Raw genomic sequence first — 26,997 nt, 5'->3', positions numbered from 1 at the left:
ATGGCCGACAAGCATCATTACACCCAACTGATCGACATCTTCAATCAGTGTTTCAGCGGTGATTACAATACGCGCCTGATAAAAGGCGATGATGAGCCGATCTACCTGCCGGCGGACGACGCGGTGCCCTATAACCGCATCGTCTTCGCCCACGGTTTTTACGCCAGCGGTATGCATGAGATTTCCCACTGGTGCATCGCCGGCGAACAACGCCGGACGTTGGTGGATTTTGGTTACTGGTACTGCCCGGACGGGCGCGACGCCCAGACGCAAAGCGAATTTGAGGCGGTGGAGATCAAGCCGCAGGCGCTGGAGTGGATGTTCTGCGTGGCGGCGGGCTTCCCGTTCAACGTCAGCTGCGACAACCTGAACGGGGATTGCGAGCCGGATCGCATCGCCTTCCAGCGTAAAGTGCGCGCGCGGGTGCTGGAACTGCTGGAACAGGGAATACCCACACGGCCTGCGCGCTTTATTCAGGCGCTACAATCGTTTTACAATACGCCCCCGTTAACGGCGGAGCACTTCCCCTATCCGGAAGATCTCAACTGAATGAGTTTAAGAGGAAATTTGATGATCGCAGAAGTTGAAGCGCGCATTCTGGCGCTGATTGATGACATGGTAGAACACGCCAGCGATGATGAACTGTTTGCCGGTGGCTACCTGCGCGGTCATTTGACGCTGGCAGTGGCGGAAGTGGAAGAGAACGGTGAGCATACGGCCGAAGCACTGAAGGCCCGCGTGCAGCACAGCCTGGATAAAGCCATCCGCGCCGGTGAGCTTTCCCCGCCGGATCAGATCTTGGTGCTCGGGATGTGGGAGAATTTGTACCAAAAGGCGCTGCCCACCGCCTGATTTTCGCCCTCACCCTAACCCTCTCCCGCCGGGAGAGGGGATCGTCCGCCGCCGTTTGCCGTTTCCGTTATCCCTTCACCTACACCGATGCACGTACTGCTCCCTCTCCCTTGGGGAGAGTGCCGGGGTGAGGGCGTTTCAGCACCGATGCACATACTGCTCCCTCTCCCTCTGGGAGAGGGCCGGATAAGGGGCATTTCAGCACCGGTGCATATACTGCTCTCTCGCCCTCGGGGAGAGTGCCGGGGTGAGGGGCGTTTCAGCACCGGTGCACATACTCCTCCCTCTCCCTCTGGGAGAGGGCCGGGGTGAGGGGCATTTCAGCATCGGTGCACATACGGCTCCCTCTCCCTCAGGGAGAGGGCCGGGGTGAGGGCGTTTCAGCACCGATGCACATACTGCTCCTCTCCCTCGGGGAGAGGGCCGGGGTGAGGGGCATTTCATCACCGGAGCACATACTCCTCCCTCTCCCTCTGGGAGAGGGCCGGGGTGAGGGGCGTTTCAGCACCGGTGCACATACTGCTCTCTCGCCCTCGGGGAGAGGGGCATTTCATCACCGGTGCACATACTGCTCCCTCTCCCTTAGGGAGAGGGCTGGGGTGAGGGGGATTAAACCGCCTTCCCTTTCAGCAGCTTGCGTACCCACATTCGGTTGGGGTTCAGCGCCGCCAGCATTTCGGCATCGGCGGGCAGGGGTTCACCGAAGATCTGCGCCGCCAGTATTTCCGCGGCCAGCGGGGCGGAACAAAGCCCGCGGGCGCCCAGTGCGCCGAGAATAAACAGATTCGGATAAACCGGCGCATCGGCTACCGCTTCACCACGCTGGTGCTGCCGCGGCAAATCCTGATAAACATCCCGCGTAGCGGCATAGTCCGGCACGGCGCCCATCATCGGCAGATGGTCGCGCGTTGCGCTGCGCACCCCACAGCGCGCCTGGCCGCCGCTGACATCCACCTGTCGCGGCCAATCCTGCGCCGGCAGGCAACGCAATAAACGCTGCCGGTTTTCCTGCTGTTCCTCTTCCCGATAGTCGGTGGCGGTGTCGCCGCGCTGGTAGCTGGCGCCGATACAGTGCTGCTGATTCGCGGGGTTCTCGGGCGTCAGGTAGCCGTCGTAACACAGCACCTGTTTCAGCTTGCCCAGCGCCGGCGTCGTGGGGATATGGGAAACCTGGCCGCGGACGGCATATACCGGCAGCGCGGCGCTTTGCGCCAGCGCCGCTAAGGCGTGGCCGCAGGCCAGAATCACCGTGGCGTGCCGCTGGGTTGCGCCATCGGCAAACCCTAGCCGCCAGCCCTGTGCGTCCTGATCCAGCGTTGTGAGGCGGTGTTGATAGCGGCAGACCAGCCCCTGACTTTGCGCTAACGTGACGGCGCTGCGCGTCAGCTCGGCCGGGCACAGCCAACCGCCCAGTGGGTAGTGTGCGCCGCCAAAGCCGCTGTCGACGCCGCAAAGCGCGCTCAGTGCGTGCCGATCGGCCGCCTGCGCCAGTTCCGGTGGCCAGAGGGCGGACAACATTCGCTCGATTTTACCGGCGCTTTTCTCGTCATAGGCCAGTTGGCTGACGCCGCACCACTGGTGAGCGAACGCGACGCCGTGCTGCTCTAACGCGTCATATAGCCGGCGGGCAAAGGGGAAGGCGGCGCAAAAGAAACGCTCCAGGGCATCATTGCGGCCGTTCAGCAAAGGGTACAACGCCCCCTGGCGGTTGCCGGATGCGCCTTCTGCGGGTTGACCATCGGCGCAATAGAGCGTGACGTGGGCGCCGCGCCGCTGTAATGCCAGGGCGATGAGGGCGCTGGCGATGCCGCCGCCGACAATGGCAACGTCTTCAGGCGTGTGCGCCGCCGGGCGATAGAACCAGGGCGTTGGGTCGGCGGCGGGCTGCGCATCGGCCGGCATCCAGCCGGTGAGCATTTCCCGCTTTTGGCCAAACCCTTTGCATTTTTCCACCGTGAAGCCGGCCTGCTGCAGGCCCCTGCGCACAAAGCCGGCGGCGGTGAAGGTAGCGAAGCTGCCCTGCGGGCGCGCCAGACGCGCCATGGCGCTAAACAGCGCCGGGCTCCACATGTCGGGGTTTTTCGCCGGGGCGAAGCCGTCGAGAAACCAGGCGTCAATCTGTTGGTTCATGCTGTGATCGAGCGTGGGCAGCAGGGCGTTGACGTCGCCAAACCATAAATCCAGCGTGACGCGCCCACCGTCCAACAGCAGCCGGTGGCAGCCGGGCAGCGGCAATGGCCAGTTGGCGCGCAGTTCCTCGGCGAAGGGCGCCAGCTCCAGCCAGCGCGCATGCGCCGCCGCCAGATCGGCCAACTGCAGTGGGAATTTTTCAAAGCTGACAAAATGCAGGCGTTGCAGTCTGGCTTGCGGGCTCTGCGCCCGGAAGGCGTTGAACGCCTGCCACAAGGTCAAAAAATTCAGCCCGGTGCCGAATCCGGTCTCCGCCACCACAAATAGCGGGCGCGGGTGCTGCGCAAAACGCTGCGGCAACCGGTTGCCGCCCAAAAAAACGTAGCGGGTTTCTTCCAGCCCATCCTGATTGGAAAAATAGACGTCATCGAACTGTTGCGAAACAGGTGTACCCTGTTCATTCCAGGTTAATGCGGCGGTTTGGATGGGGGCGTGATTCACGGCGGTTGCTCATAGCTCAAGGGGTGACGGGATTCTAGCCGCAGCGCCCTCCCGGTGCAAATCAGACAAGAATCACGCTGATCGGACTTGTTCGGCTTACAACTGTACGCTAAAGTGCGTGACGAAATCCCGAATGTAATAATTGTGGAAGAGGTATTGAATGAAACGTGCAGTGATTACTGGCCTGGGCATCGTCTCCAGCATTGGTAACAACCAGCAGGAGGTCCTGGCGAGCCTGCAGGAAGGACGTTCTGGGATCACTTTCTCCCAGGAACTGAAAGATTCCGGCATGCGTAGTCACGTATGGGGCAACGTAAAACTGGATACGACCGGCCTCATCGACCGCAAGGTGGTGCGTTTCATGAGCGACGCATCCATTTACGCATACCTGTCCATGCAAGAAGCCGTGGCTTCTGCCGGTCTGACTGAAGACGTTTACCAAAATAATCCGCGCGTTGGTCTGATCGCCGGTTCTGGCGGCTCCGCCCGTTTTCAGGTGTTCGGTGCCGATGCCATGCGCAGCCCGCGCGGTCTGAAAGCCGTTGGTCCTTACGTGGTGACCAAAGCGATGGCTTCCAGCGTTTCCGCCTGCCTGGCCACGCCGTTTAAAATCAATGGCGTTAACTACTCCATCAGTTCCGCCTGTGCGACTTCTGCACACTGCATCGGCAACGCGGTTGAACAAATCCAGATGGGCAAACAGGACATCGTATTCGCCGGCGGCGGCGAAGAGCTGACCTGGGAAATGGCCTGTGAGTTCGATGCGATGGGCGCGCTGTCCACCAAATACAACGATACGCCGGAAAAAGCATCCCGCACCTATGACGCTAACCGTGACGGTTTTGTTATCGCCGGCGGCGGCGGTATGGTGGTTGTGGAAGAGCTGGAACATGCGCTGGCACGTGGTGCGCACATCTTTGCTGAAGTGGTTGGCTACGGTGCCACCTCTGATGGCGCCGACATGGTTGCTCCGTCGGGCGAAGGCGCAGTGCGCTGCATGAAAATGGCGATGCAAGGTGTTGATACGCCGATCGATTACATCAATACGCACGGCACCTCTACGCCGGTTGGTGATGTGAAAGAACTGGGCGCGATCCGTGAAGTGTTCGGCGACAACGTGCCGGCTATCTCTGCCACCAAGGCAATGACCGGCCACTCGCTGGGCGCCGCTGGCGTGCAGGAAACCATCTACACGCTGTTGATGCTGGAGCACGGCTTTATTGCCCCGAGCATCAATATTGAAACGCTGGATGAGCATGCGAAAGGGATGAACATCATCACTGAACCGACCAAACGTGAACTGACCACCGTGATGACCAACGGGTTCGGCTTTGGCGGCACCAACGCAACGCTGACGCTGCGTAAATACCAGGCATAATCCTGCTGGGTATGCGGTCAATCGGGTGCGGCTTGCCGCGCCCGTTTTTTTTACCTTTATTCTGTTTTTTTTGATTTAAATCAACATAGTTGCCGCATATTGCTGAATGCCGGGCTGGCTTTGTCAGTTGATGTAAATCCCGTTTCTGCACCCCTATCCCCCCGTTATACTCGCGCTGTTACGTTGAGCGGAATACCAGCATGTCAGCCAGGATCAGCAGATTATTATCCACGCATCACGCCGGCCTGGTGAAGAAGCCGGCCGCCTGGCTGTGGGTAGCCGTCTGGCTGCTGCTGAATACGCAATTGGCGCTCGCCAGCCACGCTTGCCACCTGCAGGCGACGCTGGATGCGCCGGCGATGCAGCATATGCAGCACGCCAGTGCGGCCGAGACCGAACGGCATGCGGCCGCAGAGCCGGTGTGCGGTAAACACTGCGTGCCGGATAACGCCCAGCAGGATCACTCCGGGCCGGTGTTGGCGGCGTTGCCTGCCGGTACCGAACGGGTGGCGGTGATCCCACCGGTGCAATACCACGGCGCCCGCCCGGTCTGGCAGATGCCGCCGATCGTCGGCCCACCGGCAGAGATTGCTTTTTGTTGCTTCCGTGAATAGCCCAACAACCCTGTGCGCGCCCGCATTGCCGGGTGGTTTTGGTGTTTGTTGACTATTTTACGGAGTCTGTACTATGCGTAACCTGATGGCCGCTATGGCCCTTTTCCTGTTGTTCCCTGTCGCGGCCCCAGCCGCCCCGGCGCTTGCGCCATCCTCATCCGCTGAAATTCATGCCCAGGGGGTTATCAAAGCCTGGCGCCCGCAGGCGGTGTCGATTGCTCACCAGGCGATCCCGGCGCTGAATTGGCCGCCGATGACCATGAGCTTCCTGTTGCCGCCGCCGCCGGTTAGCGCCTTGCCGGCCGGCACACCGGTTGACTTCAGCTTCCGCCAGGTCGCCGGCGGTTACCAATTGACGGCGATCCACGCCAGCCAGCGGTAACGGGAGCCACCATGAACAAACGTCTTTCTTACCCACTGCGGGTGGGCGGGCTGCTGCTGGCCTGCTGGGCCAGCGGCGCACTGGCCGCCGAGTTAACGCTGGCGCAGGCGCTGGCGGCGGCGGAGCGCCATTCGGCGGCGCTTTCGGCCAGCCAGCATCAAATCAATGCCCTGAATAACCAGGCCGATGCGGCCATGCAACTGCCCGACCCCAAATTGAAGTTCGGTATTGAGAACGTGCCGGTGCAGGGCGGCAACGGCCGCCGTTTTACCCGTGAAGGTATGACGATGGAGCGGGTCGGCATCATGCAGGATTACGTCAGCAGCAGCAAACGCCAGCGCAAGGCCGCGACCCTGCGCGCCGAGGCCAGCCAGGCCGGCGCCGGCAGCGTGGTGATCCTCAGCCAACTGCGCCAGCAAACCGCGCAGGCCTGGCTTGATTTGGCGCTTAGCCAACAGACGTGGCAAGACGCCAGGGCCCTGGTGCAGGAAAGCGAACGCCAGATCGCCGCCCAGCGCGCTGGAGTGGCAAGCGGCAGCGCCCCAGCCAGCGCGCTTATCGAGGCGCGCCTGTCGTTGCTGACGATGCAGGATCGCCTCAGCGAAGCCCAACGCGATACCGCCGTGGCGCAAGCCAGATTGACTCAGCTCACCGGCGATGCGGCGGTGCGCGTCACAGGCCCGTTGCCGCGCTTTGAGCGCCTGCCGGCGGAAAGCCGCGTGTTGCAGCAGGCCATTGCCCAACACCCGGAAGTGCTGCAGGCCCGCCGCGAAGCGGATGTGGCCCGGGCGCGTTCGGCGCAGTCACAGGTGGCGGCAATTCCGGACGTGGGCATCGAGGTGTATTACGGCAAGCGCGCCGACGGCTATGAAGACATGGCCGGGGTGATGTTCACCGTCGATCTGCCGTTGTTCACCGCCCAACGCCAGGACAAAGACTACGCGGCGGACGTTTCCCGCACGCTGGAGGCCAACGATCGTCTGGCGCAGTTGATCCGCGATCACCAGGCGCAGCTCGATACGCTGCTGGCGCAGTATCAGGCCACGCTGGCGCAGTGGCAGCGCCAGCAACAACAGGTGATACCGCTGCAGCAACAGCGGGTTGCGCTGCAGTTGGCGCAGTACCGCAGCGGCCAGAGTGCGCTGGCCGGCCCACTGGAAGCCCGTCTGGCGTTGCTGGAAAGCCGCCTGGAAGCAGGGCGCACGGCGCGTGAACTGGCGCAAATCTGGGCGGCGATCCGCTATCTCACGCTACAGGAGGCCGCGCAATGAACCTACGCTTAAGTCTTGCATTATTGGCGGCCGCAGTGGCCGGCGGCGGTCTGGCCGGCTATTGGCTGGCCGCCGAGCACGCGCCGGCTCCGGCCGGAGATGCGCAGCGCCAGGTGTTGTACTGGTACGATCCGATGGTGCCCGGCCAACGCTTCGATCGCCCGGGGAAATCGCCGTTTATGGATATGCAACTGGTGCCGCGCTATGCCGATGAGGCCGCGCCGGAAGGGGGCGTGACCATCAGCGCACGCCAGCAGCAAAATCTGGGGGTGCGCACCGAGCAGGCGCAGATGCGCGTGCTTGAAGCACCGTTGAACGCCGTTGGCCGCATCGCGACCGATGAGCGCGGTGTGCAGGTGATCGCTGCCCGCGCCAACGCCCAGATCGAGAAACTGTACGTGCGCGCCAACCAGCAGCGGGTGCAACAGGGGCAGCCGTTAGCGCAACTGTGGATCCCGGAATGGAGCGCCGCGCAGCAGGAGTACCTGGCGGTACTCCAACTGGGGGATCGCCCATTAACCGCCGCCGCCCGCCAACGGCTGCAACTGGCGTTTATGCCGGAAGCGGTGATCCGCCAGGTGGAACGCAGCGGTAAACCGCAGCCATGGGTGACGCTTAACGCGCCGGCCAGCGGTTTTATTAACCAACTATCGGTACGGGAAGGGCAGCAGGTGGCCGTGGGCCAGGCGCTGTTCGAGCTTGCCGCGCTGGATCCTGTGTGGCTGGTGATCGATTACCCGCAGGGCGCGCCGGTGCAGCCGGGCGATGCGGTGCAGGCCAGTGCGGCCAGTTGGCCTGGCGAACGTTTTATCGGGCGGATAAGTGAACTGTTGCCGAACGTGGATCCGCAGACCCGCACGGCGCAGGCGCGTGTGGAATTGGCGAACCCACAGCAAAAACTGCAGCCGGGCATGTTTCTACAGGCCACGTTATCGCCCGCCGGGCAGCGGCAACCGGTACTTGCCGTGCCGCAGGAGGCGTTAATCAGCCGCAGCGATCGCACCACGGTGCTGCTGGCCGAAAGCGACGGGCATTTTACGCCGGCCGACGTGGTGGCCGGGCGGGTGCAGGGCGGATGGGCCGAGATAAAACAGGGCCTGCAGGCCGGGCAGCGGGTGGTGACCTCCGGCCAGTTCCTGATTGACTCCGAGGCCAGCATGCGCAGCGCATTGCCGCAGTTTGCTGGGGAAAACGCGCCTGCCGCCCAATACCAGGCCGAAGCCACTATTGTGGCACTGGCGGACGGCGCCATCACCCTGGCGCACGGCCCGGTGCCGGCGCTGCAATGGCCAGCGATGACCATGGACTTCGCTTTGCCGCCCGGCGGGTTGCCGGCCGGTTTGCCGGTGGGCAGCAAGGTGAGGTTCTTTTTCAGCGTGGATGACAACGGCCCGCATATCAGCCGGATAATGCCGCAAGCCGCAGAGCATGGAGGCCACCTATGATCGCTTCAGTGATTCGTTGGTCGTTGCGTAACCGGCTACTGGTGTTGTTGGCTTCACTGATGCTGGCCGGCTGGGGGATATGGGCATTGCAGAAAGCGCCGCTGGATGCTCTGCCGGATTTGTCCGATGTACAGGTGATCGTGCGCGCCAGCTACCCCGGCAAAGCGCCGCAGGTGATTGAGGATCAGGTGACGTATCCGTTAACCACCACGCTGCTGACGGTGCCGGGCGCGAAAACGGTGCGGGGTTTTTCCATGTTCGGCGACGCCTATATCTACATCTTGTTTGAAGACGGCACCGATCCTTACTGGGCCCGTTCACGCGTGCTGGAATCCCTTAGCCAGGTGCAGGCCGCGCTGCCGGATCAGGTGAAGGTGGAACTGGGGCCGGACGCCACCGGCGTGGGGTGGATCTATACCTATGCGTTGGTGGATCGCAGCGGGAAACACAGCCTGGCCGATCTGCGCGCGCTGCAGGACTGGACGCTGAAGTTTGAACTGAAAACCGTGCCGGACGTGGCGGAAGTGGCCAGCGTTGGCGGCATGGTGCGGCAGTTCCAGGTGGTGCTTAATCCGCAAAGCCTGCGCGCGCTGAACATTACCCAGCAGCAGGTGGTTGATGCGTTGCAGCGTGCCAATCAGGCCGGCGGTGGCGCGCTATTGGAAATGGGCGAAGCCGAATATATGGTGCGCACTACCGGCTATCTGCGGCAATTAGCGGATTTTGACCAGGTGCTGGTGGCCGAGCGCAACGGTGTGCCGATTATGTTGCCGCAGGTGGCGGAAGTGCGTCTCGGGCCGGAACTGCGCCGGGGCGTGGCGGAGCTGAACGGCGAGGGGGAAGTGGCCGGCGGCATCATCGTGATGCGCTACGGCAAAAATGCGTTGGCGACCATCCAGGCGCTAAAGGCCAAGCTGGCGCAGATCCAGCATACGCTGCCGGCGGGGGTGGAGATCGTGCCGGTATACGATCGTTCGCAGCTGATTGAGCACGCGATAGAAACGCTGTCGCACAAGCTGCTGGAAGAGTTCGTGGTGGTGGCGGTGGTCTGTTCTTTGTTTTTGTTCCACCTGCGCTCGGCGCTGGTGGCGCTCGTCACTTTGCCGCTGGGCATCCTGGGCGCCTTTGTGGTGATGCACTACCAGGGGGTGAATGCCAATATCATGTCGCTGGGCGGCATTGCCATCGCCATTGGCGCGATGGTGGATGCGGCGATAGTGATGATCGAAAACATGCACAAGGTGCTGGAACAGTGGCGGCACGATCATCCCGGCCGGCAGCCGGCCAGCGGCGATTATTGGCGCATTTCCGAACAGGCGGCGGTGGAGGTGGGGCCAGCGCTGTTTTGCAGCCTGCTGATCATCACGCTGTCGTTTATTCCGGTCTTTACACTGCAGGCGCAGGAAGGGCGCATGTTTGCGCCGCTGGCCTTTACCAAGACCTATGCCATGGCGGTGGCCGCCGGGCTTGGCATTACGCTGGTGCCGGTGCTGATGGGCTATTTTATCCGTGGGCGTATTCCTGATGAGCATGCCAACCCGCTCAACCGCTGGCTGATTCGTCTGTATCAGCCGCTGCTGGCGGTGGTATTGGCGCGGCCGAAAACCACGTTGGGGATTTCCGCGCTGCTGCTGGCGCTAACGTTTTATCCTCTTAGCCGGTTGGGCAGCGAATTTATGCCGCCGCTGGACGAGGGCGATCTGCTGTACATGCCTTCCACGCTGCCGGGCATCTCGGCACGTGAGGCCGGGCGCTTGCTGCAGATCACCGATCGGCTGATTAAAACGGTGCCGGAGGTGGACACCGTGTTCGGCAAGGCCGGGCGCGCGGAAACCGCCACCGATCCGGCGCCGCTGACCATGCTGGAATCCACCATTCGTTTCAAGCCGCGTGAGCAGTGGCGGCCGGGGATGACCATGGACAAGCTAGTGGCGGAGCTGGATCGTGTGGTTAAGGTTCCCGGCATCGCCAACGTGTGGGTGCCGCCGATCCGCAACCGGCTGGACATGCTGGCTACCGGCATCAAAAGCCCGGTGGGCATCAAGGTTAACGGCAACAACCTGGCGGATATCGAACGCGTGGCCGGGCAGATCGAACAAATCGTCCAGCAGGTACCCGGGGTGACCTCGGCGCTGGCCGAGCGCGTTACCGGCGGGCGCTACGTGGATATCGACATCGATCGCCAGCGCGCCGCGCGCTATGGCGTGACGGTACAGGAACTGCAGGCGATGGTGGCAACCTTGATCGGCGGGGAAAACGTTGGCGAAGTGTTTGACGGGCGGGCGCGTTACCCGATCAACGTGCGTTATCCGCGTGAGATCCGCGATTCGTTCGCCGCGTTGGGGGAGATGCCAGTGGTGACCGCCAGCGGCGCACAGTTGCCGCTCTCTGCGCTGGCGGATATCCGCATCAGCGAAGGGCCGCCGATGCTCAAGAGCGAGAACGCGCGGCTGTCTAACTGGATCTATGTCGATCTGCGCGGGCGCGATTTGCGCTCGGCGGTGGAGGAGATGCAACAGCGGGTGGCGCAGCAGGTGCAACTGCCGGCGGGTGTTTCATTGAGTTGGTCCGGGCAGTTTGAATACCTGGAACGCGCCAGCGCCCAATTGAAGGTGGTGCTGCCGGTCACGTTGATGATTATCTTTGTGCTGCTGTTTATCACCTTCAGCAACGTGCGCGATGCGCTGCTGATTATCGCTACGTTGCCGTTTGCATTGATCGGCGGCGTGTGGCTGTTGTATCTGCTCAACTATAATCTGTCGGTCGCGGGCGCGGTTGGGTTTATTGCGCTGGCCGGGGTGGCCGCCGAATTCGGCGTGATTATGGTGCTGTATCTGAACCAGGCGTTGGCGCGCCAGCGTTTGCCAGGGCAGCCGTTAACGCGTGAACAGGTGCTGGCCGGTATCCGTGAAGGCGCGGTATTGCGCGTGCGGCCGAAGGTGATGACGGTGGCCACCATTATGGCCGGCCTGTTGCCGATCATGTGGGGGGATGGGGCTGGCTCCGAGGTGATGCGGCGCATCGCTGCGCCGATGATTGGCGGTATGATCAGCGCGCCGCTGTTGTCGATGCTGGTGATCCCGGCGGTGTATCTGCTGTTGCACCGCAAAGGGTAATCCAGCGATAACATGTCGCCGCCGCCCGGTATTAGGCGGCGGCGGATAGTGTCAGTCGCTCGGCTGTACCAGGAAAGCTTTGAACTGCGGCGTCATCACCGCGTTGAAGCCGCTATCGGTCTTGGTGATCAGATACACCGCCAGCCCTTTCTGCTGCGCCAGTTGCAGCGCCTTTTCCGGGCCGAGCACCATCAGCCCGGTGTCCCAGCCGTCGGCTTCCAGCGCGGTGGGCGCGATCACCGTGGCGGAAACCAGCTTATGGTCGATCGGCCGGCCGGTGGTGGGATCGATCACATGAGAATAGCGTTTGCCGTTTTCCTCAAAATAGTTGCGGTAGCTGCCGGAAGTGCTGATGCCATAACCTTGCAGATCCACCAGTGCCTGCACCGCGTTTTCCTGGTCGGTGGGTTTTTGGATCGCCACCCGCCAGGGTTTGCCCTGGCCGTTCACCCCACGTGAAGAAACCGCGCCGCCCACGGAAACCAGGTAGTTGGTGATGCCTTTGCGCGCCATCAACTGCACCAGTTGATCCACGCCGTAGCCTTCACCCAGGGTGGAAAGGTCAACATACAGCGCCGGCAGATCTTTTTGCAGCCACTCGCCCTGGCTGTTGCCGATCAATTGCAGGTGCTGTAAACCCACAAGGCTTTTCGCCGCCTCAATTTGCTGTTGATCCGGGGTTTTCCACGGGTGTTTATCCGGGCCGAAGCCCCACAGATTAACCAGCGGGCCGACGGTGATGTCCATCGCGCCGTGCGTGTCGCGGCCGATGCGCTGGGCCATCAGGATAATATCGGCCATGCCGCGCGGAATCGGCTGCGGTGCCGTGCTTGGGCTGTGGTTGAACCTGGAAAGCACGGAACCGGGCCGATAGGTAGATATATCGTCGTTGGCCTGTTCCAGCAGCGCGTCGATCTCTTGCCGGAGCTGCTGCTGGCTTTCCGCCAGTTCGCCGCTGATTTTAACGCTGTAGAAAGTGCCCATGGTTTTACCTTCAATGGTGACCTGTGGACGGGTTTGCGCGCTGTCGCAGGCACTGAGCAGAGCCAGCGTGGCGCCCAGCAGCAAAACCCTGGCATAAATGTGAGCCATAGTGCATCCCTTAAAAACAGATAAGGGCGTTACAAATAGAGCAAAGCGCGGCAAATGAAAAGGCTGAAAGTAAAAAATCGCTGCCCGGCGCGCATCGCCAGCGGCATAAGGCCGGCGTTTATCAGGCAGTATTCCTAATCGTATTATTGAGTGCTTGTCTGTGCTTCCCCCAGATTATTCATAAGGTTATCATTGGAAAAAAACGATATGGGAAGCGGCTGATGAACATAGCAAGTATAGGTAAAGGGGTTATAGACGGTGTAGTATCAATCCCCGTCGATTTTTATTACGGTGTTGAGCGAACTTTGGAAGACCTTAGTTTAAGCGACGGCGGGCAGATGTACCAGAGCCGTAATTTTGATGACGATACCCGTTTATATCAAGGGTTGAAAAGGATTTGTGCTAATCGGACGGTCATTATCCAGATAACAGAAATCATCATTAATGATGCCCTAAGCCACCTTCCAGATAGCGCTGTCCAGAAAATACATGATGCAATAGCTCGTAAAGCGACTGCTGTTGGTTCCCGGCAGATAACACAATTAGCCATTGGTGGTATCATCGGCGCAAGGTTAGTTGATGGGATAGCTGCCGCTGCCATTAGCAGGTTGGCTATCCGTATAGGGACATCATTTTCTATCGGTGTTGTACTCACCCAAGGGTTAATTTCGCGAGCTGCTCAAGCCTCTCGCCGTTTACGCCATGAAAATCCAGGACTGTATCAAAAGCTTTGGGTGCAAAATTTCGACATGCTCTATTTTCTATTTGAAAAACCTCTCGAAAACTTCTTATCCATCAGTAAGTTAGCCCGAAGTAATCCCGCGCAATTGGAGAGCGTTATCAATGAAATCAACAATATGTGATAGGGTTTTGCGCGTTTTTTTTGATGCCTTGGGTGGGATAGTTATGGGTATCACCGCGTTCTGCGTGATTGGCGCTATCGTGCTTAACGAGGGTTCCATGCGATATATTATGCCTGCCATAGTATTCTTCATCGGTTGTTTTATTTTCTGGTTGATTCCTGATAAAGGAAAACGGAAAGGAAAATAAAGATTCATCAGCAACAAAGCCCGGTATAACCTAAGTTTTCCCTCTTTTCATGATGAGTGGGACTATCATCTTTGGTCTGCCTTTAAACAACACAGGAGCTGTCAGCGATGGCTATCGTTTCATCTGTTTTAGCCTTTCCCCCCGCCGATCCGGCACAACACCTGGCCTATCTGCAGGCCAAGTTGAGTTACTACGCCGACGCCTGGGACGTGGCTGAAGATCTGCGCAACGGTGTGACTGCGATTGTGGTGATCGACACCCGTTCGCCGGAATACTATCGGGCCGGGCATATTCCCGGCGCGCTGAGTTTGCCGCACCGGCAGATGAACGAAGCGCGGCTGGCGCAGTTGGATCCCAGCAAGGTGTACGTCACGTATTGCGATGGTATTGGTTGCAACGGCTCCACCAAAGGCGCTTATAAGCTGGCGATGTATGGCCTCAAGGTGAAGGAGCTGATCGGCGGGCTGGATTTTTGGCTGCGCGACGGCCACCCGTTAGTCACGGGTGAGCTAGCGGGTGAATGGGGCGCACGGCCGGCCGGGGATTGCGGCTGTGGGTAAGGCTGACGCTGCCTAGAACAGCAGCATCAGTGCGCCGATGATGATCACCAGCGCAACGATCGCCGGCACCAGCGGTTTGCGTGCGATAGCTTGCCACCAACTGGGTGCTGGCGGCGGGGTGGCGATATCTTCACTGCGGATCAGCGTCGCCGTTCCGGCTTTTTCCAGGCGCTGCGAAAACAGCAGGCCAATGGCGTCGTTGAGCTGATCCTGGGTTAACGCCGCGTTGGCGCGGCGGTTAAAGCGCGACAGGCAATAATCGCTGAGCAACTGCCGCTCCTGCCGGTCTGCCGGCTGTTTAAGCGCCGCCAGCAGGCCGTTTAGCGTCGGCGCGCTTTGCTGGCTGAGCGTGGTTTTCACCTGCAGGTATTGGCTGAGCAACTGGAAGTGGCGCGCCGGCAACGGCTCGTTGCTTTTGATGCCGACCAGGTGGAAGATCGCCTGCCTGATTTTGGCCGGCGGTTCGCCGGTGGTTGCGCTCAGGCGCGTCACTAACGGCGCCAGGCTCTGGTGTTCCGCCGGCAGCAAGGGGCGATCGGTAACGATCGCCTGCTGCGGCGCGGGGATCGCCAGCGAGCCGCTTTGCAACAGATCCAGCACCTGTTGCAGCTGCGCATCGTTGAGCTGGCTGAGCACCGTGCAGTTAAATTGCTGGCGAATATAGTCGCTGACGGCCACGCGGTTGTTGCCCTGGGGCAGCAGTTCGGTCAGCTGTTGCAGCAGTTGGCGGCTGGCATGGTTTTGCTGTGCCTGCGCCAGGCGGCTTTGCAGGCGCTGTTCCGCCGGCTGGAAATGGCGGGCCAGCAGTTCGCTGCCGTTGTCTATCGCCAGATCGTGGCGCAGTGCGGCCCAGATTTCTGCGGATTTCACCGGGCTGAGCGCCATGATTTTGACGATCAGTTTTTCCAGCGTGGTGCGCTGTGCCGTAGAGAGCGGCTGATCGCCGCCGCCGGCGTTTTGGCTACCCGGAGCAGAAGGACTGTCGGGGGCGTTAGTGGTGTCGGGCCCGCTCAAAGGTTGCATATTACCAGTCCTTCCCAATGTAGAAAAAAAGTCATCCCCGCCGTATCGGCGCAGGTACTTTAATGATACCTGCAAATAACGGTTATCAATACTGTTTCGGCGAGATTTCTTTCACTGAAGACGGACGTGCCGCCCGCTTGCCGATATTTCAGCCAGCGCGGCGGCGAGCGTCAGTCTTTACAGGTTTTCGCCTGTTCCGCCGGTTTTTTACGGCCGATCGGGGTACGCAGGCGTTGGGAAAGTATTACCCCCAGCAGGGTGGCGCCGCCGCCGATCAGGTGGTAGCTGTGCAAATGCTCATGCAGGAACGCCACGGCGATCACGGCGGTAAATACCGGCGCTAGGTTCATAAAGATCGACGCGGTGTTGGCGCCCATGCGCATTACGCCCTGGATCCACAGATAGGGCGCGGCGATTGAAGCCGGGATGCCGGCAAACAGCACCAGCGGGATGTTCTCACGGGTGAGCCCGATATCCGGCGCCAGCAGGAAGTTGGGCAGCAACAGCACCACCCCGAACAGGATCTGCACATACAGCGCCTGCCAGTTCGGCATCGGGATTGCCCAGCGTTTGGTCAGCACCCCGTACAGCGCGTATGATGCGGCGGCGGCGAACATCATCAGTTCGCCCTTGCCGATGCCGTGTTCCAGCAGCAATCCCGGCTGGCCGCCGCTCACCAGCCACACCATGCCGCCCAGCGATAGCACACTGCCAATCATCACGCCAAGGGTGGGCGCCACGTTCAGCAACCAGATGCTGATCAGGATGGTCAGCAGCGGGATCAGCGAAACGATAATCCCCATAAACAGCGCGCTGACGCTGTGCGCGGCATAGTAGGCCAGGCTCTGGTACAGCACCATGCCGAGTAGGCCAAGAATCAACAGTTTCCAGCCGTTGGTGCGTACGGCGCGCCAATTGCGCAGCAGCCCCGGCAGCACCATCGGCGTCAGGGCTATCAGCGCCAGCAGCCAGCGGTAGAACGAGATGGCGGCAGGATCGATCGCGGTCGCGGAAAGCTTACTGACGATGGCGTTGACAGACCAGATGAACACCGCCAGCAACGGGAAAAGTGCGTTCATAATCTTGTATCTTCGTATTTTACTGCGGATAACGTAGCGGGTAGTTTACGCGTGTCTGGTTTATTATATATAACGATAACCAGACAAATTGCTGCGTAAACAAGACAACCTACGGGCTAACACGATGGCCGAGATCCGTTACTTTCCCGCCGAGCACATTCTTGCTCCGCGCCCGGTGCAGTTTCGCTGCGAAGATTTCAACGCGCACACAGAATTTCAGCCGCACAGCCATAGCTGGGGGCAACTGATGTGGGTAAAAGCCGGGGTGATGGCGCTGAACATCGGCGGCCAGCGCTTTTTGGCGCCGCCGGAGTTTGTGGTGTGGGCGCCGGCGGGGCTGGAGCACTCTTGCTATAACCGCAGGCAGGCGCAGTGCAGGATGGTGGATATCATGCAGCCGCTGTGCGCCGGGATGCCGGCCGAACCGTGCCTGGTTAACGTGACGCCGATCTTTCGTGCTATCGCCGAAGATTTTTACGCCCGCCGGCAATATGTGCCGCAGACCCGGGAAGATTTGCGCCTTTGCCGGGTGCTGATCGATCAACTGCACCGTTCGCCGCAGCAACAGGCCTATCTGCCTGCTTCGCGGGACAAGTTTTTGGCGCCGGTGCTGCAGGCGCTGGAACGCTGCCCGGCGGACAACACGCCGCTGGCGCAGTGGGCGGCGCGGGTGTATACCACCGAGCGCACGCTTTCGCGCCGCTGCCAGCAGGAACTGGGCATGTCGTTTAGCGAATGGCGCCAGCGCCTGCGCTTTCTGTATGCCACTTCATTGCTTGAGCAGGGCAAAACCGTGCAGGAGGTTGCCCTGGAGGTGGGGTACAGCTCGGCGTCGGCGTTTATCGTTATGTTCCAGCAGATCGCCGGCACCACGCCGGAGCGTTTCCGCCGGGCATAACAACATTGGGTTTCTGCGCCATTCAGTGGCAAACTATTGCCAGACGAACACTGTTTTAACCCGCCGGAGAGCGAAGTGAAAATCCTGGTTGATGAAAATATGCCGTATGCGGCTGAGCTGTTCAGCCGTTTGGGGGAAGTGCGGGCGGTGCCCGGGCGCCCGATCCCACGTGATGCGCTGGCTGATGCGGGCGCCCTGATGGTGCGTTCGGTGACCAAAGTGAATGAAGAACTGTTGGCCGGCACGCGCATCGGCTTTGTCGGCAGTGCCACCGCCGGCACCGATCACGTTGACGACGCCTGGTTGAAACAGGCTGGCATTGCCTTTTCCGCCGCGCCGGGCTGCAACGCCATTGCGGTGGTTGAATATGTATTTTCTGCGCTGATGTTGCTGGCCGAGCGCGACGGCTTTCAACTGCGTGATAAAACGGTCGGCATCATCGGGGTCGGCAACGTGGGTTCGCGGCTGGATGCGCGCCTGAAGGCGCTGGGCGTGCGCACGCTGCTGTGCGATCCGCCGCGCGCCGCGCGTGGCGACGCCGGGGCGTTTTGGCCGCTGGAAAAACTGGTGGCGGAAGCCGATGTGTTGACCTTCCACACGCCGCTGAATAAATCCGGCCCGTATAACACCCTGCACCTGGCTGATGCCGAGCTGCTGGCGGCGTTGCCGGATAACCGGATCCTGATCAATGCTTGCCGCGGCCCGGTGGTCGACAACGCGGCGCTGCTGCAGGCGCTGGAGCAAGGCAAGAAATTGAGCACGGTGCTGGACGTCTGGGAGCCGGAGCCGGCGCTTTCTCTGCCGCTGCTGGCGCGGGTGGATATCGGTACCGCGCACATCGCCGGCTATTCGTTGGAAGGCAAAGCGCGCGGCACCACGCAGGTGTTTGAAGCCTTTAGTCAGTATCTTGATCGGCCACAGCAGGTTGAGCTGGCGGCGCTGCTGCCGGTGCCGGCATTCAGTGAAATCCGCCTGCACGGGCCGCTGGATGACGCGAAGTTAAAACGATTGATGCACTTGGTGTATGATGTGCGCCGCGATGACGCGCCGCTGCGTAAAGTGGCCGGCCAGCCCGGCGAGTTCGATCGCTTGCGCAAGCAGTATCAGGAGCGCCGCGAATGGTCATCGCTGCGCGTACGCTGTGATGACAGCGCCAGCGCCGAACTGTTGCACCAACTGGGCTTCACCGTGCAATAAGCTTGCCGTAGCGCGGCATGGGGGGCCATCGGCAACCCGCGACAACATTTTTACTCTGCGGGCGTTGTATCGCCAACGCCTTCCACGCGGGTGTGGAAGGCCAGGGCGGTAACGCCCGTCTGCATTTGAACGACATACTCTGGAGAAAACCCAATGTCTGACGGCTGGAATATCGCTCTGCTCGGCGCTACGGGCGCAGTAGGGGAAGCGTTGCTGGAATTGTTGCAGGAACGTCAGTTCCCGGTGGGTGAACTCTATCCTTTGGCCAGTGAACGCAGCGCCGGCGAAACGGTGCGCTTCGACGGTAAATCCCTGCAGGTGCAGGACGCGGCGCAGTTTGACTGGTCGCAGGCCCAGTTGGCGTTTTTCGTCGCCGGCAGCGAAGCCTCGGCCCGCTATGCCGAAGACGCGGGCAACATGGGCTGCCTGGTGATCGACAGCAGCGGCCTGTTTGCGCTGGAGCCGGACGTGCCGCTGGTGGTGCCGGGGGTTAACCCGCAGGCGCTGGCCGATTACCGCAACCGAAATATCGTGGCGGTGGCTGACGGTATGGTGAGCCAGTTACTGACCGCCATCAAACCGCTGGTGGAGCAGGCCGGCCTTGCCCGTTTGCACGTCACCACGCTGATGTCCGTGTCTTCACGCGGCAAGGCCGCGGTGGATGCACTGGCAGGCCAAAGCGCGCGCCTGCTCAACGGCATCCCGGCGGAAGCCGGCATGTTCAGCAAACAGTTGGCGTTTAACCTGCTGCCGCTGCTGGCGGACGAGCAGGGCAGCGTGCGCGAAGAACGGCTGATTGTCGATCAGGTGCGCAAAGTACTGCAGGACGACGGCCTGCCGATTTCGGTGAGCTGCGTGCAATCGCCGGTGTTTTACGGCCATGCGCAGGTGGTGCACCTTGAGGCACTGCGCCCGCTGGCGGCCGAAGAAGCGCGTGCGGAGTATGCACAGGCGGCGGATATCCAACTGAGCGAAGAAGACGATTACCCCACCCAGGTGACGGAAGCCTCCGGCAGCGACGCGTTGAGCATCGGTTGCTTGCGCAATGACTACGGCATCCCGGAACTGCTGCAATTTTGGTCCGTGGCTGATAATGTGCGCTTTGGCGGCGCGCTGATGGCGATTGAAACCGCCGAACGCCTGTTGCAGGAGCAGTTGTACTGATGTCACAGGTTGCAACCCCACCGTACAAAATTGCGCTGGGTATTGAATATGATGGCAGCCGCTATTACGGCTGGCAGCGCCAACAGGAAGTGGACAGCATTCAGGGCTGTCTGGAAGCGGCCCTGAGCAAAGTCGCGGATGAGCCGATCGTGGTGTTTTGCGCCGGCCGTACCGATGCCGGGGTGCACGCGACTGGGCAGGTGGCGCACTTTGAAACCAACGTGCGCCGCAAAGATGCCGCCTGGACCATGGGGGTGAATACCCACCTGCCGCCGGACATCGCGGTACGTTGGGTGGCCGATGTGCCGGCGGATTTCCACGCGCGCTTTAGCGCTACGGCGCGGCGTTACCGCTATATCATCTTCAATCACCGCTACCGCCCGGCCGTGCTGCAACAGGGCGTCACCCATTTTTACCATCCGCTGGACGCCGACCGTATGCACCGCGCCGCACAGGCATTGCTGGGGGAAAATGACTTCACCTCGTTCCGTGCCGTGCAGTGCCAATCGCGTACCCCCTGGAGAAACGTAAAACACGTTAAAGTTTCGCGTCATGGGCAATATATCGTGGTAGATATCAAGGCGAATGCGTTTGTGCATCATATGGTTCGTAACATTGTCGGCAGCCTGCTGGAAATTGGCTGCGGCAACCAGGATGAAAACTGGATGGCTGAACTGCTGGCGTTGAAGGATCGCAATCTGGCGGCGGCGACGGCGCGGGCAGGGGGGCTGTATTTGGTTTCCGTGGATTATCCTGCGCATTTTGCATTACCGCGGCCAACTCTGGGGCCGCTGTTTTTACCTGATGATTAAGCATTGTTCCCTGATTAATCCGCCGGGCGGGTGGCTCGCCCGGTCATAAGAGAGAATCTATGGAAATTATTAAGTTCCTTGTTGATTTTATTTTGCATATTGATGTGCATCTGGCTGAGCTGGTCGCGCAGTACGGCATGTGGGTGTACGCCATCCTTTTCCTGATCCTGTTCTGTGAAACCGGCCTGGTGGTAACGCCGTTTTTGCCGGGGGACTCTCTGCTGTTTGTCGCCGGCGCGCTGGCGGCACTGCCCAGTAACGATTTGAACGTGCACACCATGGTGCTGCTGATGGCGATTGCCGCCATCGTCGGCGATGCGGTGAATTACACCATCGGCCGGCTGTTTGGCGAAAAGCTGTTCAGCAATCCGGATTCGAAGATTTTCCGCCGCAGCTATCTGGAAAAAACGCATCAGTTTTATGAGAAGCACGGCGGGAAGACGATTATCCTGGCGCGTTTTGTGCCGATCGTGCGGACATTTGCACCGTTTGTCGCGGGTATGGGGCATATGTCCTATCGCCATTTCGCCGCGTACAACGTGGCGGGGGCATTGCTGTGGGTGCTACTGTTTACCTACGCCGGCTACCTGTTTGGCGATTTACCGGTGGTGCAAGAAAACCTGAAACTCTTGATTGTTGCTATTATCATTGTTTCGATTCTGCCGGGCGTGGTAGAAATTTGGCGCCATAAACGCGCCGCTGCACGCCAGCAAAAATAACAAAAACATCGCTTAACCTATCGGTTCGACCAGTTTTTTATCCACAGCGCCGGGCCGATATGGTTTAATGAGCGACATTCACAGGTCTGTTCCTGTGAACAACCCCGAAGCCTGCGTTGCGCGCTTGCCGCGTTTTGTCAGGCATTTTTCTTTGGGGGCGTTCACAAGGGGATTGCTAAAGCATGAACAGCAGATTGGCGTCTGCCAGGTTCAAACAGAAAGGTCATCGATGAGCTGGATTGAACGAATTCTTAACAAAAGCAATATTACACAAACCCGTAAGGCGAGCATTCCCGAGGGGGTTTGGACCAAATGCGATAGCTGCGGCCAGGTTCTTTACCGCGCCGAGCTGGAGCGTAATCTGGAAGTTTGCCCGAAGTGCGATCACCACATGCGTTTGTCTGCGCGCGCACGCTTGCACACGTTGCTGGATGAAGGCTCTGAAGTTGAGTTGGGCAGCGAACTGGAACCGAAAGACGTTCTGAAGTTCAGGGATTCCAAAAAGTATAAAGACCGCCTGAGCGCGGCGCAGAAAGCGACCGGCGAGAAAGATGCGCTGGTGGTGATGAAAGGCACGCTCTACGGCATGCCGGTGGTTGCGGCGGCGTTTGAATTCGCCTTTATCGGCGGCTCCATGTCTTCAGTCGTCGGTGCGCGCTTTGTGCGTGCGGTTGAACAGGCGCTGGAAGACAACTGCCCGCTGGTGTGCTTCTCCGCCAGCGGTGGCGCACGTATGCAGGAAGCGCTGATGTCGCTGATGCAGATGGCGAAGACCAGCGCTGCGCTGGCCAAATTGCAGGAGCGCGGTCTGCCGTATATCTCGGTGTTGACCGATCCGACCATGGGCGGCGTTTCCGCCAGCCTGGCCATGCTTGGCGATATCAACATCGCCGAGCCGAAGGCGCTGATTGGCTTCGCCGGCCCGCGCGTGATCGAACAAACCGTGCGTGAAAAACTGCCGCCTGGTTTCCAGCGCAGTGAGTTCCTGATTGAAAAAGGGGCCATCGACATGATCGTGCGCCGCCCCGAGCTGCGCCAGACGCTGGCCAGCATTCTTTCCAAGCTGACCAACCAGCCGCAGCCGAACTTTGGCGAAACGGCACCGGTGGTTGCGCCGGACAGCCAGGCGGATGCTTAAATTCAGGCGGTAACACCGCGCCGGCCCAGGCCGCGCGGTGTGCAATTTGCCAGTGTTATGGTTTAGCGTTGGCTGGCAACGGAGAGCACCACCCTTAGCCGCTGTTGACGGTGGTGCGCTGATGAACTAATGACCCAATCAGTGATGGGACGCATGCAAAACCACCAAATCCCCCAGGCCACGTCGTCACTCAGCGCGTGGCTTTACTATCTGGAGCGTCTGCACAGCCAGGCCATCGAACTTGGGCTAGCACGCGTTCAGCGTGTTGCAACGCAGCTTGATCTTCTTTCCCCCGCTCCGACCGTATTCACCGTTGCCGGCACCAATGGCAAGGGCACCACCTGCCGCACGCTGGAGGCCATTTTGCTGGCCGCCGGGTTGAAGGTGGGGGTGTACAGCTCGCCGCACCTGATCCGCTACACCGAGCGGGTGCGGATCCAGGGCCAGGAACTGAGCGAAGCCGAACACTGCCGCGCGTTCGCGGCGGTTGAAGCCGGGCGCGGTGAGACGTCGCTGACCTATTTCGAGTTTGGTACGCTGGCGGCGCTGCAGTTGTTCAAACAGGCGCGGCTCGATGTTGTGATCATGGAAGTGGGCTTGGGCGGGCGCCTGGATGCCACCAATATCGTCGATCCCGATGTGGCGGTGATCACCAGCATTGCGTTGGATCACACCGATTGGCTGGGCGATAACCGCGAGAGCATCGGCCGCGAGAAAGCCGGGATTTTCCGCGCCGGCAAACCGGCGGTGGTCGGCGAGCCGGATATGCCGGCCAGCATTGCCCAGGTGGCGCAATCGCTGGGAGCGAAGCTGTACCGCCGCGGCGAAGCCTGGTCGTTCAGCGTGCAGGGCGAGCGCTGGCAGTGGCAGGGCGACGGCACGCTGTTGACCGATTTGCCGATGCCGAACGTGCCGCTGGCCAATGCGGCGACGGCGCTGGCTGCATTGCACTATGCGGCGCTGGAAGTGGACGAGCGCGCGATTTTCACCGGGTTGCAGCAGGCGCTGTTGCCAGGGCGTTTCCAGATCGTGCAGCAGGAGCCAACGTTGATCCTCGACGTGGCGCATAATCCACATGCTGCCGGCTATCTGGCCAGCCGCCTGGCGCAGTTGCCGCGTAATGGCGGCAAGGTGCGCGCCGTTGTGGGGATGTTGGCGGATAAAGACATCGCCGGCACCCTGGCCTGCCTGGCGCCTGAAGTGGATGAATGGTACTGTGCGCCGTTGGAAGGCCCGCGTGGCGCAAGCGTTGATCTGCTGGCCCAGCATTTAGCGCAGCCGCGGCAATTCGCCGATGTTGCAAGCGCCTGGCGCCAGGCGATGCAGGACGCAGAAAAACAGGATATTGTGATCGTCTGTGGATCGTTCCACACCGTTGCGCACGTGATGGCGGCGTTAGACGAGATACGGGGAGAGTGAGTGGCAAGCAAATTTCAGAACCGTCTGGTTGGGACCGTGATACTGGTGGCGCTGGGCGTGATTATCCTGCCTGGGCTGCTGGACGGCAAAAAGAAACACTATCAGGATGAGTTTGCGGCAATCCCATTAGTGCCGAAACCCGGCGATGTAGAAGAATCCGACGTGGTGCCGCCGGTTAGCCAGCCATTGCCGGCGCAACCGCCGGAAGGCGCCGCTTCGCTGGTAGAACAGCAGGCGGCGAATGAAGCGGCCATGCAGCAGGCGGCCAACCAGGCGGCGCAGCAGCAGCCTGCCGCCGTTGCGCCGCCGGCGGTGGCCGAAAGCAAACCGGCGCCGCAGCCGAAACCGAAGCCGGCCGAAGTGAAACCGGTGGAACCCAAGCCTGTTGAGCCGAAGCCTAAACCGGTGCCGAAGCCGGAAGTGAAGCCCGCGCCAAAACCGGTGGAGCAGCCTAAACCGGCAGAAACCAAACCGGCCGAAGAAAAAGCGCCGGCGGGGCAGGCCTACGTGGTGCAGTTGGGGGCGCTGAAAAACGCGGCCAAAGTGAATGAGATCGTCGCTTCGCTGCGGTTATCCGGCCACCGCGCCTTTACCGTGCCGGCAACGCCGGTGCAGGGGCAGATCACCCGCATTTACGTTGGCCCGGATGCATCGCGGCAAAAACTGCAGGCGGCGCTGCCGGAGTTGAACTCGCTCAGCGGATTGAGTGGGCAGATCAAACCGTACGGCGTGCGCTAACGGCCAAGGGGCGGCCCCCGCCGCCCCTGTGGTAAGCTCCGTGCGGGGGCGATCGCCTATCCCTGTGAGGCGGCTGGGAATTATTTCATCGCCGATTTTTATTTGCGGCGCTCGGGAAAATCCCCTACGCAAACGTTTTCTTTTTCTGTTAGAATTCGCCGCGATTGGACGCAGGGGCGATTCACTATTGGAATAGTTCATGGTCTGGATTGATTACGTCATTATTGCGCTGATTGGCTTTTCTGCTCTGGTCAGCCTGATCCGCGGTTTTGTCCGCGAAGCTTTGTCACTTGTGACTTGGGGATGTGCGTTTTTTGTTGCCAGCCATTTCTACCCATCTCTTGCCGTCTATTTCACGCGTTTTCAAGATGAACTGGTGCGAAATGGTATCGCGATTACTATCCTGTTTATCGCGACCCTGATCGTCGGGGCGATTGTTAACTATGTGATTAGCTCGTTGGTGGAAAAAACCGGGCTGTCAGGAACCGATCGGGTGCTGGGCATCTGTTTCGGGGCGCTGCGTGGGGTGCTTATCGTCGCGGCCATCCTGTTCTTTCTGGATACCTTTACCGACTTTTCACACAGTGAAGACTGGAAACAGTCACAGTTAATCCCGCAGTTCAGTTATATCATCAGGTGGTTTTTTGACTATCTGCAGAGCACGTCGAGTTTCTTACCGGCCCACTTACCGGGGCGGTAGCGGCTTAGAGGAAAAGACAACATGTGCGGTATTGTCGGTATCGCCGGTTTTATGCCGGTTAACCAGTCGATTTATGATGCATTGACGGTGCTTCAGCATCGTGGTCAGGATGCCGCAGGCATCGTCACTATCGATGCGCATAACGGGTTCCGTCTGCGTAAGGCAAACGGTCTGGTGAAAGACGTGTTTGAAGCACGTCATATGCAGCGTCTGCAGGGGAATATGGGGATCGGCCATGTGCGTTACCCCACGGCCGGCAGCTCCAGCGCCTCCGAGGCTCAGCCCTTCTACGTCAACTCGCCGTTCGGCATTACGCTGGCGCATAACGGTAATCTGACCAACGCTCACGAATTACGCCAGGCGCTGTTTGAAAACGGGCGCCGCCATGTCAACACCACCTCCGACTCCGAGATTCTACTGAACGTACTGGCCACCGAGCTGGACCGTTTCCCGCATTATCCGTTGGGCGCCGACGACATCTTTACCGCCGTGGCGGCTATGCATCAGCAACTGCGCGGCGCTTATGCCTGCGTGGCGATGATCATCGGCCATGGCCTGCTGGCGTTTCGCGATCCGCACGGCATTCGGCCGCTGGTGATTGGCAAACGCACGCTGGAAGACGGCCGCAACGAGTATATGGTTGCTTCCGAAAGCGTGGCGCTGGATACCCTGGGCTTTGAGTTCCTGCGCGATGTGGCGCCGGGCGAAGCGGTGTACATCACGGAAAAGGGGCAGTTGTTCACCCGTCAGTGCGCGGAGAACCCGAAAACCAACCCTTGCCTGTTCGAATACGTTTACTTTGCCCGCCCGGACTCTTTCATGGACAAGATTTCGGTGTACAGCGCCCGTGTGCGCATGGGGCAAAAGTTGGGCGAGAAAATTGCCCGCGAATGGGAAGATTTGGATATTGACGTGGTGATCCCGATCCCGGAAACCTCTTGCGATATCGCGCTGGAGATCGCCCGTATCCTGAACAAGCCGTATCGCCAGGGGTTTGTAAAAAACCGCTACGTCGGCCGTACCTTCATCATGCCGGGGCAGCAGGCGCGCCGTAAATCCGTACGCCGCAAGCTGAATGCCAACCGCGCCGAGTTCCGCGACAAGAATGTGCTGCTGGTGGACGATTCCATCGTGCGCGGCACCACGTCAGAACAAATCGTGGAAATGGCGCGCGACGCCGGCGCCAAACGGGTTTATCTGGCGTCTGCCGCACCGGAAATTCGCTTCCCTAACGTGTACGGCATCGACATGCCAAGCGCCAATGAACTGATCGCGCATGGCCGCGAAGTGGATGAAATCCGCCAGCTTATCGGCGCCGACGGGCTGATCTTCCAGAACCTGGAGGATTTGATCGCCGCGGTGAACGAAGAGAACCCGGATATCACCCAGTTTGAATGCTCGGTCTTCAACGGCATTTACGTGACCAAGGACGTCGATCAGGGCTATCTGGAGTACCTGGAGTCGTTGCGTAACGACGACGCCAAGGCGCTGCGCGGCCAGGCGGAAGCCGAAAACCTGGAAATGCACAACGAAGGTTAACTTTCCTGCAGGTTTACAGGCGGTGATCGTGGGCGAGGTTCCCTTTTGGGGGCCTCGCCCTGTGTTTTTCATCACCGGCACGGCGCTATTTTCTGCTGGCTAAAATGGTGCAGGCCGGTTTGCTGGTGGTGCATCGCGCCGTTACGGCTTGCTTATTCGCCCGTATTGCGGCAAAGTCGC

The 26,997-nt window shown here is 60.3% G+C and carries 24 protein-coding genes; 20 read left to right on the top strand and 4 right to left on the bottom strand.

Translation table 11 applies throughout. The annotated features are described in order from the left end of the window. Both ABFX35_RS15755 and ABFX35_RS15750 read left to right on the top strand, forming a co-directional pair. On the top strand, positions 1-549 hold the full coding sequence (locus tag ABFX35_RS15755; RefSeq protein WP_346082131.1) for an elongation factor P hydroxylase: 549 nt from the start codon (positions 1-3) through the stop codon (positions 547-549). Positions 550-570: 21 nt separating this feature from the next. Further along, complete coding sequence (locus ABFX35_RS15750; RefSeq protein WP_095847932.1) at positions 571-852, top strand: YfcL family protein; 282 nt, start codon at positions 571-573, stop codon at positions 850-852. Between the two features lie 609 nt (positions 853-1,461). Here ABFX35_RS15750 and mnmC read toward each other — a convergent pair. Continuing rightward, positions 1,462-3,483, bottom strand: a complete 2,022-nt coding sequence (gene mnmC / locus ABFX35_RS15745; RefSeq protein WP_346082130.1) for a bifunctional tRNA (5-methylaminomethyl-2-thiouridine)(34)-methyltransferase MnmC2/FAD-dependent 5-carboxymethylaminomethyl-2-thiouridine(34) oxidoreductase MnmC1 — start codon at positions 3,481-3,483, stop codon at positions 1,462-1,464. Between the two features lie 160 nt (positions 3,484-3,643). Between mnmC and fabB the strand changes: the two genes are divergently transcribed. From fabB to ABFX35_RS15715, 6 genes are all read left to right on the top strand, one after another. Next, complete coding sequence (gene fabB, locus ABFX35_RS15740) at positions 3,644-4,861, top strand: beta-ketoacyl-ACP synthase I (protein ID WP_095847934.1); 1,218 nt, start codon at positions 3,644-3,646, stop codon at positions 4,859-4,861. 200 nt (positions 4,862-5,061) lie between these two features. Next, on the top strand, positions 5,062-5,475 hold the full coding sequence (locus ABFX35_RS15735; RefSeq protein ID WP_279022630.1) for a hypothetical protein: 414 nt from the start codon (positions 5,062-5,064) through the stop codon (positions 5,473-5,475). Positions 5,476-5,548: 73 nt separating this feature from the next. Further along, positions 5,549-5,857 carry a copper-binding protein gene (locus ABFX35_RS15730; protein WP_095847936.1) on the top strand — a complete coding sequence of 103 codons (309 nt, stop codon included), beginning with the start codon at positions 5,549-5,551 and terminating at the stop codon, positions 5,855-5,857. Positions 5,858-5,868: 11 nt separating this feature from the next. Further along, positions 5,869-7,128, top strand: coding sequence for a TolC family protein (locus tag ABFX35_RS15725; RefSeq protein WP_346082129.1), 1,260 nt, complete (start codon positions 5,869-5,871; stop codon positions 7,126-7,128). Then, positions 7,125-8,573, top strand: coding sequence for an efflux RND transporter periplasmic adaptor subunit (locus tag ABFX35_RS15720; protein WP_346082128.1), 1,449 nt, complete (start codon positions 7,125-7,127; stop codon positions 8,571-8,573). Before ABFX35_RS15725 ends, ABFX35_RS15720 begins: the two co-directional genes overlap by 4 nt. Continuing rightward, positions 8,570-11,689 carry an efflux RND transporter permease subunit gene (locus tag ABFX35_RS15715; RefSeq protein ID WP_346082127.1) on the top strand — a complete coding sequence of 1,040 codons (3,120 nt, stop codon included), beginning with the start codon at positions 8,570-8,572 and terminating at the stop codon, positions 11,687-11,689. Before ABFX35_RS15720 ends, ABFX35_RS15715 begins: the two co-directional genes overlap by 4 nt. Before the next feature lie 51 nt (positions 11,690-11,740). Here the strand turns inward: ABFX35_RS15715 and apbE are convergent, their stop codons facing one another. Then, positions 11,741-12,781, bottom strand: a complete 1,041-nt coding sequence (apbE, locus tag ABFX35_RS15710; RefSeq protein WP_095847940.1) for an FAD:protein FMN transferase ApbE — start codon at positions 12,779-12,781, stop codon at positions 11,741-11,743. A 221-nt stretch (positions 12,782-13,002) separates the two neighbouring features. Here apbE and ABFX35_RS15705 point away from each other — a divergent pair, with 221 nt between their 5' ends. Further along, positions 13,003-13,644 carry a hypothetical protein gene (locus tag ABFX35_RS15705; RefSeq protein WP_346082126.1) on the top strand — a complete coding sequence of 214 codons (642 nt, stop codon included), beginning with the start codon at positions 13,003-13,005 and terminating at the stop codon, positions 13,642-13,644. A 294-nt stretch (positions 13,645-13,938) separates the two neighbouring features. After that, entirely contained in the window at positions 13,939-14,391 is a 453-nt protein-coding gene (locus ABFX35_RS15700; protein WP_279022642.1) for a rhodanese-like domain-containing protein, read from the top strand. Between the two features lie 12 nt (positions 14,392-14,403). Here the strand turns inward: ABFX35_RS15700 and flk are convergent, their stop codons facing one another. Together flk and ABFX35_RS15690 are read right to left on the bottom strand one after the other, a co-directional pair. Then, positions 14,404-15,414: a flagella biosynthesis regulator Flk gene (gene flk, locus ABFX35_RS15695; protein ID WP_279022644.1), complete on the bottom strand. Its 1,011-nt coding sequence runs from the start codon at positions 15,412-15,414 to the stop codon at positions 14,404-14,406. Positions 15,415-15,584: 170 nt separating this feature from the next. Next, positions 15,585-16,493 (bottom strand): DMT family transporter, encoded by a 909-nt coding sequence (locus ABFX35_RS15690; protein WP_279022646.1) that lies wholly within the window; start codon positions 16,491-16,493, stop codon positions 15,585-15,587. A gap of 124 nt (positions 16,494-16,617) precedes the next feature. On the opposite strand from ABFX35_RS15690, the gene ABFX35_RS15685 reads away from it, so the two are divergent. The 10 genes from ABFX35_RS15685 (at position 16,618) to purF (ending at position 26,817) form a co-directional block, all read left to right on the top strand. Continuing rightward, positions 16,618-17,391 carry an AraC family transcriptional regulator gene (locus tag ABFX35_RS15685; protein WP_279022648.1) on the top strand — a complete coding sequence of 258 codons (774 nt, stop codon included), beginning with the start codon at positions 16,618-16,620 and terminating at the stop codon, positions 17,389-17,391. A 75-nt stretch (positions 17,392-17,466) separates the two neighbouring features. Next, entirely contained in the window at positions 17,467-18,588 is a 1,122-nt protein-coding gene (gene pdxB / locus ABFX35_RS15680) for a 4-phosphoerythronate dehydrogenase PdxB (protein WP_346082125.1), read from the top strand. 153 nt (positions 18,589-18,741) lie between these two features. Next, positions 18,742-19,752 (top strand): aspartate-semialdehyde dehydrogenase, encoded by a 1,011-nt coding sequence (locus ABFX35_RS15675; RefSeq protein WP_279022651.1) that lies wholly within the window; start codon positions 18,742-18,744, stop codon positions 19,750-19,752. Next, positions 19,752-20,564, top strand: coding sequence for a tRNA pseudouridine(38-40) synthase TruA (gene truA / locus ABFX35_RS15670; protein ID WP_279022653.1), 813 nt, complete (start codon positions 19,752-19,754; stop codon positions 20,562-20,564). Before ABFX35_RS15675 ends, truA begins: the two co-directional genes overlap by 1 nt. 59 nt (positions 20,565-20,623) lie before the next feature. Beyond that, on the top strand, positions 20,624-21,283 hold the full coding sequence (locus ABFX35_RS15665) for a DedA family protein (RefSeq protein ID WP_095847948.1): 660 nt from the start codon (positions 20,624-20,626) through the stop codon (positions 21,281-21,283). 229 nt (positions 21,284-21,512) lie between these two features. Then, positions 21,513-22,421: an acetyl-CoA carboxylase, carboxyltransferase subunit beta gene (gene accD, locus ABFX35_RS15660; protein ID WP_279022656.1), complete on the top strand. Its 909-nt coding sequence runs from the start codon at positions 21,513-21,515 to the stop codon at positions 22,419-22,421. Positions 22,422-22,574: 153 nt separating this feature from the next. Next, entirely contained in the window at positions 22,575-23,840 is a 1,266-nt protein-coding gene (gene folC, locus ABFX35_RS15655) for a bifunctional tetrahydrofolate synthase/dihydrofolate synthase (RefSeq protein ID WP_279022658.1), read from the top strand. Next, on the top strand, positions 23,841-24,578 hold the full coding sequence (dedD, locus tag ABFX35_RS15650; protein WP_346082124.1) for a cell division protein DedD: 738 nt from the start codon (positions 23,841-23,843) through the stop codon (positions 24,576-24,578). It abuts the gene before it with no gap. A 199-nt stretch (positions 24,579-24,777) separates the two neighbouring features. After that, on the top strand, positions 24,778-25,278 hold the full coding sequence (cvpA, locus tag ABFX35_RS15645) for a colicin V production protein (RefSeq protein WP_095847952.1): 501 nt from the start codon (positions 24,778-24,780) through the stop codon (positions 25,276-25,278). A 21-nt stretch (positions 25,279-25,299) separates the two neighbouring features. Then, positions 25,300-26,817 carry an amidophosphoribosyltransferase gene (gene purF, locus ABFX35_RS15640; protein ID WP_121553195.1) on the top strand — a complete coding sequence of 506 codons (1,518 nt, stop codon included), beginning with the start codon at positions 25,300-25,302 and terminating at the stop codon, positions 26,815-26,817. Positions 26,818-26,997: the final 180 nt, after the last annotated feature.

Origin of the sequence: Gibbsiella dentisursi (genome assembly GCF_039539505.1) — a bacterium.
Lineage (GTDB): Bacteria > Pseudomonadota > Gammaproteobacteria > Enterobacterales > Enterobacteriaceae > Gibbsiella > Gibbsiella quercinecans.
This window is presented reverse-complemented; position numbering and strand designations above follow the sequence as displayed.

What these genes read in the sequence shown, in the direction of transcription:
- ABFX35_RS15690 (WP_279022646.1), bottom strand. Translation starts at nt 16,493, where the DNA reads ATGAACGCACTTTTCCCGTTGCTGGCGGTGTTCATCTGGTCTGTCAAC.
- fabB (WP_095847934.1), top strand. Translation starts at nt 3,644, where the DNA reads ATGAAACGTGCAGTGATTACTGGCCTGGGCATCGTCTCCAGCATTGGT.
- ABFX35_RS15750 (WP_095847932.1), top strand. Translation starts at nt 571, where the DNA reads ATGATCGCAGAAGTTGAAGCGCGCATTCTGGCGCTGATTGATGACATG.
- ABFX35_RS15665 (WP_095847948.1), top strand. Translation starts at nt 20,624, where the DNA reads ATGGAAATTATTAAGTTCCTTGTTGATTTTATTTTGCATATTGATGTG.
- ABFX35_RS15755 (WP_346082131.1), top strand. Translation starts at nt 1, where the DNA reads ATGGCCGACAAGCATCATTACACCCAACTGATCGACATCTTCAATCAG.
- ABFX35_RS15685 (WP_279022648.1), top strand. Translation starts at nt 16,618, where the DNA reads ATGGCCGAGATCCGTTACTTTCCCGCCGAGCACATTCTTGCTCCGCGC.
- ABFX35_RS15705 (WP_346082126.1), top strand. Translation starts at nt 13,003, where the DNA reads ATGAACATAGCAAGTATAGGTAAAGGGGTTATAGACGGTGTAGTATCA.
- ABFX35_RS15675 (WP_279022651.1), top strand. Translation starts at nt 18,742, where the DNA reads ATGTCTGACGGCTGGAATATCGCTCTGCTCGGCGCTACGGGCGCAGTA.
- purF (WP_121553195.1), top strand. Translation starts at nt 25,300, where the DNA reads ATGTGCGGTATTGTCGGTATCGCCGGTTTTATGCCGGTTAACCAGTCG.
- ABFX35_RS15720 (WP_346082128.1), top strand. Translation starts at nt 7,125, where the DNA reads ATGAACCTACGCTTAAGTCTTGCATTATTGGCGGCCGCAGTGGCCGGC.
- folC (WP_279022658.1), top strand. Translation starts at nt 22,575, where the DNA reads ATGCAAAACCACCAAATCCCCCAGGCCACGTCGTCACTCAGCGCGTGG.
- ABFX35_RS15715 (WP_346082127.1), top strand. Translation starts at nt 8,570, where the DNA reads ATGATCGCTTCAGTGATTCGTTGGTCGTTGCGTAACCGGCTACTGGTG.
- accD (WP_279022656.1), top strand. Translation starts at nt 21,513, where the DNA reads ATGAGCTGGATTGAACGAATTCTTAACAAAAGCAATATTACACAAACC.
- ABFX35_RS15735 (WP_279022630.1), top strand. Translation starts at nt 5,062, where the DNA reads ATGTCAGCCAGGATCAGCAGATTATTATCCACGCATCACGCCGGCCTG.
- apbE (WP_095847940.1), bottom strand. Translation starts at nt 12,781, where the DNA reads ATGGCTCACATTTATGCCAGGGTTTTGCTGCTGGGCGCCACGCTGGCT.
- flk (WP_279022644.1), bottom strand. Translation starts at nt 15,414, where the DNA reads ATGCAACCTTTGAGCGGGCCCGACACCACTAACGCCCCCGACAGTCCT.
- ABFX35_RS15730 (WP_095847936.1), top strand. Translation starts at nt 5,549, where the DNA reads ATGCGTAACCTGATGGCCGCTATGGCCCTTTTCCTGTTGTTCCCTGTC.
- cvpA (WP_095847952.1), top strand. Translation starts at nt 24,778, where the DNA reads ATGGTCTGGATTGATTACGTCATTATTGCGCTGATTGGCTTTTCTGCT.
- ABFX35_RS15725 (WP_346082129.1), top strand. Translation starts at nt 5,869, where the DNA reads ATGAACAAACGTCTTTCTTACCCACTGCGGGTGGGCGGGCTGCTGCTG.
- ABFX35_RS15700 (WP_279022642.1), top strand. Translation starts at nt 13,939, where the DNA reads ATGGCTATCGTTTCATCTGTTTTAGCCTTTCCCCCCGCCGATCCGGCA.
- truA (WP_279022653.1), top strand. Translation starts at nt 19,752, where the DNA reads ATGTCACAGGTTGCAACCCCACCGTACAAAATTGCGCTGGGTATTGAA.